Annotated in this window: 8 protein-coding genes; 7 read left to right on the top strand and 1 reads right to left on the bottom strand. The window is 32.5% G+C overall.

Annotated elements, in window-relative coordinates:
• Nucleotides 1–51 precede the first annotated feature (51 nt).
• The 4 genes from QO200_RS18960 to QO200_RS18975 all read left to right on the top strand — a co-directional run bounded on the left by QO200_RS18960 (nucleotide 52) and on the right by QO200_RS18975 (nucleotide 6,423).
• The gene (locus QO200_RS18960; protein ID WP_371543486.1) at nucleotides 52–555 is read left to right on the top strand and encodes a hypothetical protein; all 504 of its coding nucleotides are present in this window, start codon (nucleotides 52–54) and stop codon (nucleotides 553–555) included.
• Entirely contained in the window at nucleotides 555–1,169 is a 615-nt protein-coding gene (locus QO200_RS18965) for a hypothetical protein (RefSeq protein WP_371543489.1), read from the top strand. The genes QO200_RS18960 and QO200_RS18965 overlap by 1 nt, the downstream gene beginning before the upstream one ends.
• Before the next feature lie 90 nt (nucleotides 1,170–1,259).
• Nucleotides 1,260–2,927, top strand: a complete 1,668-nt coding sequence (locus QO200_RS18970) for an ATP-binding protein (RefSeq protein WP_371543491.1) — start codon at nucleotides 1,260–1,262, stop codon at nucleotides 2,925–2,927.
• A gap of 43 nt (nucleotides 2,928–2,970) precedes the next feature.
• On the top strand, nucleotides 2,971–6,423 hold the full coding sequence (locus QO200_RS18975; protein ID WP_371543493.1) for a DEAD/DEAH box helicase family protein: 3,453 nt from the start codon (nucleotides 2,971–2,973) through the stop codon (nucleotides 6,421–6,423).
• Here the strand turns inward: QO200_RS18975 and QO200_RS18980 are convergent.
• The gene (locus QO200_RS18980) at nucleotides 6,420–7,424 is read right to left on the bottom strand and encodes a helix-turn-helix transcriptional regulator (RefSeq protein WP_371543496.1); all 1,005 of its coding nucleotides are present in this window, start codon (nucleotides 7,422–7,424) and stop codon (nucleotides 6,420–6,422) included. The two genes, QO200_RS18975 and QO200_RS18980, sit on opposite strands and share 4 nt — an antisense overlap.
• A gap of 98 nt (nucleotides 7,425–7,522) precedes the next feature.
• Between QO200_RS18980 and QO200_RS18985 the strand changes: the two genes are divergently transcribed.
• The 3 genes from QO200_RS18985 (at nucleotide 7,523) to QO200_RS18995 (ending at nucleotide 11,959) form a co-directional block, all read left to right on the top strand.
• Nucleotides 7,523–8,137: a hypothetical protein gene (locus tag QO200_RS18985; protein WP_371543498.1), complete on the top strand. Its 615-nt coding sequence runs from the start codon at nucleotides 7,523–7,525 to the stop codon at nucleotides 8,135–8,137.
• 207 nt (nucleotides 8,138–8,344) lie between these two features.
• On the top strand, nucleotides 8,345–10,228 hold the full coding sequence (locus tag QO200_RS18990; protein WP_371543500.1) for a hypothetical protein: 1,884 nt from the start codon (nucleotides 8,345–8,347) through the stop codon (nucleotides 10,226–10,228).
• 3 nt (nucleotides 10,229–10,231) lie between these two features.
• Nucleotides 10,232–11,959 carry a hypothetical protein gene (locus tag QO200_RS18995; RefSeq protein WP_371543502.1) on the top strand — a complete coding sequence of 576 codons (1,728 nt, stop codon included), beginning with the start codon at nucleotides 10,232–10,234 and terminating at the stop codon, nucleotides 11,957–11,959.
• Nucleotides 11,960–12,229: the final 270 nt, after the last annotated feature.

Raw genomic sequence — 12,229 nt, forward strand, 5'->3', positions numbered from 1 at the left:
TAGGTGGTCATTTTGAATTGGAATCAGGTGGTTACTTTAAATTGGAATTGGGTGGTCAATATCATTGGAATTTGCAGTTTATTATTAAGAGATGAAAACTATATTGAAGAAGAAATTATCCAAAATTACATTGAGAAAGGAGAGTACAACAGTATTAACTTGACCCGAAAAAACATCCCTAGAGATCTATGCGATAAATATTTAGGAGGTTATGAAGAGGCTGGTGAATATGAATTAGAATTAGTTATTAAAACAAAAAAAGGTACTGATTTTAAAGATGTAACCAAACAAAAAATTCTAAATAATATGGAAAACAACAATGGTTTCTTTAACACCAAAGAGTTTGATAGTATAGGATTTGATAATTCCTCTACATTAAAAATAGTCTCTACATTCGATGGTACCACAAAGACAATTGATCTCAGTGACACAATGAAAATTAGACCTTATTACACAATTAAAGTAGAACTTGATGGAAAAGGATTTGCTGATTTTGAATCCATTAGAAATGAAGCTATAGGACTTGTTAAAGGTTTTAATTTGGGACTACTGTAATGTATCGCGAATTAAATATTAGAAGAGTATTTGAAGGACATTTCATGTCTTTTAAAGGTAAAAACGGTAAAATAAACAGAGCTGAAAAGTTTTCTTATTTATACCTACCGATACTTTTTAGTATTTTTTTAGGTGTTTTTTGCCCGTTAAATGATGGTTTAAAAAATATAATTTCAATTTGCATCTCCATTTTAATTGGGTTATTATTCAATTTATTAATTCTTGTCTTAACCAATATTAACACTGAAAAATTTATAAATCATTCTGCTTCAGATAGATTAATTCGAGTTTCTTTGATAAAAGAGACTTTTTATAATGTATGTTTTTCTGTTGTAATTAGTATTATTACATTGATTAATCTGTTCTTAATTGATGTATTAAAATTTCCAAAAGGTTTCAATGATTTTTTATTCATAATTTTCAAAAAAAATATTGATGACTATTTCCAAACATTGCTACAAATAGTATTGTATTTTACTTTTATACAAACTTTTTTAGTGTTGTTTATGATTATTAAGCGAATTGAAAAATTATTTAGTGTTGAAATAGAGCAAGAAATTGATAATATAGAAATAGAACAGAAAAAAGAATTAAATCAGTGGGATGATGCTTAAAATAATTTTGATTTCGGTCCTACTAAATTCAATTCAATATATTTACATTAAATTATAAATAAAATACGTTTTCAGAAGTTTAAACAAAATATGGCATTACCAATAAACATAAACGATTTAGTCAACGGACAAGCTATAGAATGGGAACGTCTTGAATTCAAACAAGGCTGGAACCCTGAAGAAATTGTACATACCCTATGTGCGTTTGCCAACGACATCAACAATTGGGGCGGTGGCTACATCATTGTAGGCATTGCAGAAAAGGATGGAAGGCCTATCTTACCTCCTGCGGGTTTAGCTCCCGAAAGTTTAGATAGAATTCAAGGGGCAGTTTTAACCCTTGCCTATCAATTGCTTCCCAATTATTTTCCTTTAATACAACCTTACACACTACAAGGACAACACATTTTAATATTATGGTGTCCTGCCGGTGATAACCGCCCTTATACCGCCCCTATCACACAAGGAAAAGCAGCACAACGCTATCCCTACATTCGTTTTGGTTCCCGTAGCATCATTGCAAAAGAGGATAATTTAAGACGATTACAAGAACTAACGGCACGCATTCCTTTTGATGACAGGATAAACGGCAAAGCAACCATTGATGATTTAGATTTAGGTTTAATTCAGGCCTTTCTTCAAGAAGTAAAAAGCGATTTATACGAAGAAAGCAAGCAGATTCCTTTTGCGGATTTATGTCTCAATATGAAAATTGTAAATGGCCCTAAAGAAGCATTACGCCCCTTAAATGTTGGCCTCTTATTTTTTTCCCGAAATCCCGAAAAATTCCTCGAACGTTCTTGGATCGAATTGGTAATTCACAAAGACAAAACCGGTAAAAATTTTTCCGAAAAGTATTTCAAAGGTCCTTTACACCATCAGCTAAGAGCCATATTGGACTATTTCAGAAATAATGTTATTGAGGAAGTTGTCGAAAAAGTAGCGCATAAAGCAGAAGCCAACCGCCATTTTAATTTTCCTTACGAAGCCATAGAAGAAGCTTTGTCTAATGCGGTTTATCATAAAAGCTATGAAATGGACAAACCCATTGAAGTGCAATTATGGCCTGACAGAATAGAAATCCTAAGTTTCCCTGGTCCGGTTCCACCAGTAGATGCACAGATACTAAAACAAAATAAACGCATCGTGGCACGGGATTATCGCAACCGCCGTATTGGTGATTTACTCAAAGAACTACACCTGACCGAAGGACGAGGTACCGGTTTCCCTACCATCAGAAACGCCATGAAGGAAAATAATTCGCCCGAACCTGTTTTTGAAACAGACGAACAAAGCACTTATTTCCTATCGGTTTTACTGGCAAAAGAACAAAAAACAGACGCTATTGAAGCAGTTACTTTTACCAATTTAGAGGAGCTTAGTTACTTTTTAAACACACTGAGCGACCAAGCTAACGACCAAGCTAAAACCAGTGATAGCAAGGGAAATGAGGTTTTAAAAAACGACTTACCAAGGCTCAGCGACCAAGCTAGCGACCAAGCTGTTCAAATTATAGAAAGCCTTCTTAATGATAAAGTGCTGACTATTTTGAATGTATTGGAAGAGCCTAAAAAAAGAGTTGAAATCCTGGAACACATTGGACTTCGCAATCACTCTGATAACCGTGAAAAGTATTTAGACCCATTAGTAAAATTAGGATGGATAGAAATGACCATTCCGGAAAAACCAACACACCAAGATCAAAAATACAAACGCACCATCCAAGGAGAAATACTTCACAAATTGATAACACGGTAAAATCAAAAATAATGTAGTATTTTAGTGGCATCAACCTAAATAAATGAAAAGCAACTTTACCTTTCTTCAACACGAATTTCCTGAAATCTACCGAGAGATTGCCGATGCCGAAAAACATACCTTTACGGCGCCACGGTATGCTGCCTTATTGTGTCGCAGCACGTTGGAGAAAACAATGTTCTGGTTGTATAAAAATGATGAAGATTTAGAGTTACCTTATGACACCAAATTAGGTGCCCTACTCCACAATGAAAGTTTCAAAAATATACTCAAACCAAGTATGTTAATGGAATTGGATATTGTACGATTGAATGGGAACAATGCAGCGCATGGTAAAACGGTTCGAGCTTTAGAAGCTTTACAATCTCTGAAAAATAGCTTTCGTTTTTTGACTTTTTTAAGCAAGTATTACAGCGAAAATAATCCTAACATTCCCGAATTTGAAGAAAAAGTAATTCCTTATGGAGATACTAATGATAAAAATACCAAGCAACTCCAGGCTCTTGCCGAAAAACTGGAGCAAGAACGTGCCGAAGCTCAAAAAGGGTTAAAAGAACAGGAAAAACTTGCAGAAGAAAATGGTTTACTGCGCAAACAATTAGAAGCACAATTGCAACTCATTGCCGAACGCAAAGAAGAACGTTTCCAGGAAATAGCAGTTGAAAAAGCTATTCCTGAACTCACATCCGAACATCAAACACGCCTAATTCTAATTGATTTACTATTGCGAGAAGCAGGTTGGGATAAGCTAAGAGAAGGGCGAGAAATAGAATTCGAAGTTACAGGAATGCCATTAACCACAAATCCATCAGGAAAAGGTTTTGTAGATTATGTGTTATGGGGCGATAACGGTTTACCATTAGCGGTAGTAGAAGCCAAAAGTACCATCCACTCTGCCACCAAAGGAAAACATCAAGCCAGCCTTTATGCAAAATGTTTGGAAGAGAGCACAGGACAACGTCCAATAATTTTTTACAGCAATGGTTTTGAAACTCACATTTGGGACGATACTTTTTATCCAGATAGAAAAGTACAAGGTTTTTATACCAAAGAAGAATTACAGCTACTTATTGAAAGACGTTTTGCCCGTAAGGATTTAAGAGAATTTGGTGTAAATACAGCTATTGCTGGAAGGTATTATCAACTGGAAGCCATCAAACGAGTAGCAGAACATTTGGTAACCACCAACCAAAACAAACTCAAAGGAACGAGTAGAAAAGCTTTGTTGGTCATGGCAACCGGAAGCGGAAAAACAAGAACAGCTGCAGCAATGGTAGATATGTTTACCAAATGTAATTGGGCGAAAAGAATATTGTTCCTTGCTGATAGGAATGCCTTGGTAACACAAGCCAAAAATGCTTTCAAGGAACATTTGCCACACTTGTCAGCCATTGATTTAACAAAAGAGAAGGAAGACAATGGTACTAGAGTCGTTTTCTCGACCTACCCCACTATTTTAAATAAAATTGACAACCTTAAAAACGAAGACGAACGCTTTTATGGCGTGGGTCATTTTGATGTGATTATTATTGACGAAGCACACCGTTCCGTATATCAAAAATACCAATCTATTTTTAATTATTTCGATTGCATTTTAATAGGATTGACTGCCACGCCTAAAACAGAAGTCGATAAAAACACTTATAGATTGTTCGAAATTGAAGATGGTAATCCAACATACGCTTACGAATTAAATAAAGCGGTTGCGGATAATTATCTAAAGCCACCCAAAGCATTTAAAATTCCGCTTAAATTTCCAAGGGAAGGGATTAAATATGAAGACCTTTCAGAGGAAGATAAAATACGTTTCAAAGAATTGTTTGGTGTCCAATTTGGAGATGAAAACCAAGTTTGCGATGTGGATAAAAGCAAGATCAATACCTGGTTGTACAACACCGATACAATCGATAAAGTATTAGACTATTTGATGACTAATGGCCAGAAAATTGCCGGAGGTGATAAACTCGGCAAGACCATCCTTTTTGCAAAAAACCACAAACATGCCGTTTTTATAGAGGAACGCTTCAATAAAAACTATCCTCAATATGGAGGCAGTTTCCTTCGGGTAATTGACAATTACGAAGACAAAGCCCAAGATCTTCTGGAGAAATTTTGTTTTGATAAAGGCGACGAAAAAGAGCCTCAAATTGCCGTTTCCGTAGATATGATGGATACTGGTGTGGATGCGCCTAGAGTATTAAACTTAGTGTTTTTTAAAGAAGTAAAATCGTCTTCAAAATACTGGCAAATGATTGGTCGAGGCACGCGTTTGTGTCCGGATATTTTTGCGCCGGGAATAGACAAGGAATATTTCTTAATCTTTGATTTCTGTGGCAATTTTGAATATTTTGGAGACAATCCGGATGGTCAAACTCAAAAAACTGCCCTTTCTTTAGCCCAACAAACCTTCAATACAAAACTGGAAATTGTGATGACAGTGCGTCAGTTGCAAGACCCAACCGAAGAACAAGAACACATTCAAGTACAATTTACGGATGATTTGCACCAATTGGTAGATCATTTAAATGATGCCCGTTTTGAGGTACGCAAACACTGGCGTTATGTTTTAGAATATAAAAACAGAGCCAGATGGAATAATTTATTACAAGGTGATGTACTCAATATACAAAGCAATTTATCTCATTTAATAGATTACAACCAAGACAAAGACGAATTTGCTAAACGATTTGATTTATTGGTTTATAAATTACAACTGGCATTGATTACTGCAAATAAAGCGCAAGTAAGACACATTGATAATATGTACGACATTGTGAATATGCTATTTACGAAACGTAATATTCCTGCCGTTCAAGCTAAAATAGCGACAATCAAACAACTACAAAACGAACAATTTTGGAGTACGGTTAATGTACAGCAATTGGAAAAAATCCGTCAAGAACTTCGAGATTTAATCCAGTTTCTAAAAGACGAAAAGAAACTAGACCCTGTTTATACTTCCTTTACTGATGAGCTTTCAAAAGATGGCGTTGAAGAAGTAGATCTTTTGGCTACATATACTTCATTACAAAGTTATAAAGACCGTGTAGAAGCCTTTATTAGAAAAAACAAATCCCATTTGGTGATTGATAAATTGTATAAAAATTTACCCATTACTAGCAATGAATTGGAGCTATTGGAACAATTCCTGTTGAAAGAAGCTTTGGAAAGCAAAGACCGTTTTATAAAAGAATACGGAGAACAACCATTAGGTAAGTTTGTTCGAAATATAGTTGGTTTAGATATTGAAATTGCCAATCAATTATTCTCGGATTTTATCTCCAAAGGAAATTTGAATGCCAACCAAATTACGTTCATCCAAAAAATAATCCAGTACCTCAACCAAAAAGGAGTAATAGAAAAACAATTACTGACACAAGCCCCATTTAATGAACATCACGACCAAGGCGTTTTTGGTATATTCCCGGAAGAAGACAAGGCCATGAAAGTGATTCAAGTAATCAATCAGGTCAATGAAAATGCTATGTTTGCCTAATAATTGGCCAAACTGCGTACTAACCGTTCCTTTATGGCGTTTTTAAAAAAGTCGGGCTCTATCACTTTCAATCCGGCTCCAAAGGATAAAATCAGTTTTTCCAATTCATGATTGGGAATTACTTCTATAGAAAAAGTAAAACCGGTTTCATCAATACTGATTTTCTTTTGTGAACCGTGTAAGGGTTTGGTTATTATATAAGGTGCTAAATCGGGTGTTGCAAACAAAGTGATTTTCGAAACTGTAGATTCAGGAGAAATAGAAACCCCAATAACATCATCAAAATACTCATTAAAATCAATTGGGGAAACTTCATACTTTTTGTTTGTTTCCGAAAAAGAAACAATCCTATCCAAAGCCAAATTGGTAAAATTCTCAAATTCCGGATTGTTTCCAATCAAAAACCAGCGATTATTATATTGTTTCAAATAATGTGGATGAATTTCCAATGTAGTTATCACATCGCTTTTGAAAGATTGATAATCCACACATAATACTTTTTTGTACAAAATAGCATTGAACAAATCACCTAGAAAATGAATGTTTTTCAGGTATTCATTGGCGTCAAAACTAATGATTTCCCTTTTGTGCGATTGCAATTTGAAAGCTTCTTGCAACTTCAAAATCAATTCATTGACCCATTCAAATTGTGGCATTCCCTTAAAACGGGACAAAACCAATAAAGCTGATTTCAATTTTTCGGCTTCCAGTTCGTTCATAGGTTGCTTATTGATTGAAAAATCAGAAGTTTCATAGCGATAATATACTTTCCGCCCTTCTTTAATTCGATCTAGTGGCACAGACCAACCCTGACTACTTTCCATAAACTTAATATCTTCAAAAAGTTGACGTTTTTTTATACCATCCCCATCAGAATTGAGTTCATACAAAGCTTCATTACAATTTTCCAGCAAATCCTCTAAATAAAATTTCTTGTTGAAATTACTAAAACATTTGTCTAAAGCGTGAAAACGGATAAGGGCATTTTTGTTGATAGCCATAGTTGAAAAGTTTGATAGGGTAAATTTAAAACTAAACGATGCGAATAGACTGCACTAATAGCAAATAGTTTTGTAATCTAATTTAAAAAGAAAATAGTATGTTCAAGAAAATTATGATTATCGCAGGGATTGTGACTTTTATGTTTAGTGGAAATGTATTGGGTCAGGAAAAAATTGCCACCTACAACTCGACTTATTTGTCAAAAAACTTTGAAATTCAAGCAGGGAAACCAAATGAGAAAGGCGATTTTGATTATTACATTGATTGCTTCTCTTCAGACAGTTCGAGTCGTAAAGCATCGTTAATGCTAAAAAACAAAGAAGTTCCGGAATTCATTGAATTTCTTACAAGTATAAAAGATACTTTTTTAAAATGGAAACAAACCGCCATTGAAAATAAAGTAACGGAATTGGACAAGAAAATTGAATACAAGAATTTGAATTACAGAGGTGCATTCCTTTACGGCAAATGGAATTTTGATTATTCAGTTAACCTTTCAACCCGTTTTAGAATAATAAACGATAAATACTTGTTGATTATAGATAGCGATGCCTTGCAATCCAGTTCAAACCAATTTATTAAAAGTGATGGATTTCGGTTTGTTTTTAGTTCAGCGCAAGAAGTTGACGAATTAATAAACGGCTTAGACATCGAAAAAGTAAAAGAGTTCTATTCTGATAAAAATGGCAAGGAAGATTTATTTAAGAATTAAATTGTAAAAAAACACTGACTTACAAAACATCCAATAAATTTTGAATTGTTGGATGTCTTGCAAGTTTTTTTATATACTTTAGTAAAGTAGATAATCATGAAAGCTGTAAATTTATTACAGCTTTAGGATTTATAGAAATTCATTTAAAATAATATTTGAATAATCTTAAATTCAAAAAACAAGTATGAAAAAAACACAGTACAGTTCATGAATCAAAATATTGACAAAATAACAGATTTGATACACTATACCTTTGAGAACAGAAAAGGTAAATATAAATTTTCCGAAATACTGGATCATGTCGTCCTTTTAAAACAAGGAGTATTAAAAATTGTAGAGAAGGATCTCCAATACCTTGAAATTAATTTAGATTCCTTTTTATTTAACGAGCTACTATTAAATATTGCCGAAACGGAATTAAAAAGAAAACTACCTGACAATATTATTGACACGTTTCTTTTCATAGATGATTTTGAAAAGTACCTGAAAAACAAATATTCTATAGACGATTCAAGTAAGGAAATTACTAACTCAATTAATGCGTTAAAAGCATTTGTCCTCACCATTCTAAATAATCAACTTTCCGTTTATGATTTCTATGTTGAATTCATAAAGGACAAAAAACAAAAAAGAAGGGATAGCTCTGATTTTATAGACCCATATTTTCAGTTTTTAATAATTACAAATGCTTGCGAAGAAGTAATTCTAAGCTCATGCATAGAATACAATAACTCCGAGAAACACCCTTCAAATTACATCTATAATTTTCTAAGAGGGTTAGGAAAAAATCATAGTACACTTGCCAAACAGTTAGCTGAATTTGGTATTAAAAATGATTTTCAGAAGTATTCTGTTTTAATTCCAAATTTATTTATTGGCTTATATAATGAAGGTCATAATGATACTTTTGATGATTCTATTTTAATATTTGAAAAAGATCCAATTACTGCATTGAAAGCATTCAGTGGTTACAATCTTTCGAACGGGTCAGATATAAAACAATTATTTGAGTTACTAAATAAGATTGAACCGATAACCGTTGAATTAGTAAATCTAAAAAGTGTTTTATTTTGTAATTTCATTGAAAATGATAATGCATCAGCTGAAATTAAAGAAAATTCCATCAAAGAGCTTGTTAAGCTTTTGAAATCAGAAGATCATAAAAAGGCGGACAGTGCTTTTCAAAATATCCAATATAATTTAGAAAAATATGAATATGAAAAATATTATCTGTTAAATGTCTATCTGAACAATACACAGAATTTCAATGTATTCAACTATTTTTTCCATAATTTCAAAAACCCACAATACCTTTTTGACATTCTAATAAAAAGATATGATGCATCTGGATTTAGGGGTTCAATAGATTTGTTTAAGAATTCACTAAATCATTTTTTAGACACAAACAAAGAAGAAACAGAAGAACAAATTTTAGACTTATTTAACTTTAGGAAGTATAGTTTATTGGCTGTCAAAATAATTCTTTCTACTCATGGGGGAGTACATCAAGTCAATTTATTAAAGTTGTCAGAAAAACAGGCTCAATTGTTTGCAATCGACAGTATTTGCAATTATCCTAATTCCATTGATGATTTACTTCCTCTCTTATTGAAATTAAAAGAGTCTAATTTAAAAGAAGTAAAAGATTATTTGCAGACTATGTTAGCTGAATTAATCTTTGAGGTTTATCAAGAATCACTACTTGATCTCATCAAAAAGAATTTAACCAACTCGAAAAAAGACAAAGATTTTCTAATTCCTTTACAAAAGGCTTTCGATGAATATTCTAAAATGCGTGAGTTTAAGGCAAAAATTAAAGACTTAGATCCTAAAGAAAACGAAAGAAATCTAATGGATTTATACTATCGTTTAGAGCATGAAAATCAGGCCAAAATGATGAAGAACATAGATAAGGATAAAAACTCATTCTTGTCCATGATGAAAAACATGGTAATTGTCAGAGGAAGAGCGTGGAAAAATGATGATTCAGAAGACATTCTACCATTAGGTTATTTTGAATCAAGTATGATGATCGATACTAGAGCCTATAAAAACCCTCCTGTTTATGAACAAAATCTTGAAAATTTCTAAGTAATGGATATAAAAAATATAATTGTCAAAGAGTACTTAGAATCATTAACTGAAAAAAATGAGTTAAATAGAATTTTTCCTATTTTATTAGAATCCATGGGGTTTACTATTTTATCCAAACCAACAGAGTATCTAGGATTACCCGAATATGGAAAAGATATAGTAGCCATAGGTATTGATGAAGATAATATCAAAAAAAGGTTTTATTTTGAATTAAAAGGTGGAAAAGATAGAGACATCACTGATGGCAACTTTTATGGAAAAGACGGTATTCAAGATTCTTTAACTCAAGCTAGCTATAATAAATTTGTTTCTGCTTTTCCTGAGTTCGACCAATTACCATTAAAAATTGTAATTGTACATAATGGTGTGATCAAGGGAAGTGTACAAGCTACTTTTGAATCGTTTGTAGTAGCAACACAAAATAATTTAGTCAACACTTCTTTTGATCGTTGGGATATTTCACGCCTGACACTTCTGTTTTCCGGAAAACTTTTTGGTGAATATTTACTGGTAGATCCAAAAACCACTAAATTATTCAATCGAGTTTTAGTGAATTTAGATACAAATGATGGGATAACATCAGATTTCGTAGATTTATTGGAAGTAATACTTTCCAAAGAAGAATGGAAAAAATCTAAAAAACTTTCACGAAGATGGCAACTACTATTCGAAACTTTTAAGCTTATCGGGTTTATCATATATACAGAATCGAAAGAATACAACAATCTTGAAATAGCAAAGAGATATTTAACCCATTTAGTGATAAAATTCTGGCATTGGATTTTAAAGAACAATTTAGAAAACGACAAAGCTGTAACTAAATATTTTGATCAGGTTTTTAATTTCTATTATAAAGTATTATTAGAATACTTTCAAAGAACAATTCCTATTGCTAATCTAAAAGATGGTCTGTCTTCTGAACATTCGGGAAGATATGAGCAAATTGGATATACAAAAAGAACTTTTGATTATTTGGACTATTTTTGTTTTTTGCTGAATGTAGAAAGATTTTACAATAAAAAAATCAATGACGAAAGTATGCATCTACAACTAGTAAATATTATTAATCAAAATAGTGTCTCTTCTAGACCACTTATTGACATTCATTCATCAACTATAATCAGTATTCTTAATTTATTTATTGATTTTGGAGAATTACAGAATGCTAAAAATTATGTAAAATTAGTTCTGCGACAAATTAAGTATGCAAAAGAAAACTTAGACTTTATTCCTGATGCAAATAACAGTATTGAAAATGTGATTAGATTCACTGTTACAGGTGTTAAACCGGTCTATTTTTCGGATAGTACTTCTCCTATTCTTACGGTTTTAATGGAATATCTCGCTTTATTAGATATGGAAGAAGAATACAATATCATGAAAGAATTTATTCTTGAACGTAAAATTGATTTAGGATTATTTGTGCCTCACCATGGAATAAATTCAACTTCTACACATTTAGTCAAAGACAAAGAAAATGATTTGGAAGAACAATTGTTTTCAAAATCCTTTAGGGATGGTTATCAATCAGAAACAAGATTGACAAAAAACTTTAATAAAGATTTAAATTTTGAAGAATTTAAAAAAAAGATAGAAAACAAGAAAACTGAATTTAAGTATAATTATCGTACCAATCAAGCAGGATACCCTTTTTTAAAAGATCTGGCTCATAATTATTTCCAAACTCCTTTCTTTCCTGATAAATGGAGAAATTTAATTATATCATAAAGTATGACGGGCAATGAAACAGTCTCTCTTCGGTAATTCTCTTTGTTCCGTTCGGCTGCTCCAGTCGGTCAACCCTACATTTTCATAAGCGCCCTTTTTGTAAATAAGCGATTTATCACTTCGATTTAATAGTTTGATTTCCCTCCATTCCAATGGCACTTCACAACATTAAATAAACAGCAGCTTGAAAAACGAGGGCACTGAAAAACTTCACTTATTTTGATTAGAGTCGTTTTTTAGACAATAAAAAAACGCTTATAACAGGATTTT

This window comes from Flavobacterium sp. Arc3, from assembly GCF_041431375.1.
Classification (GTDB): domain Bacteria; phylum Bacteroidota; class Bacteroidia; order Flavobacteriales; family Flavobacteriaceae; genus Flavobacterium.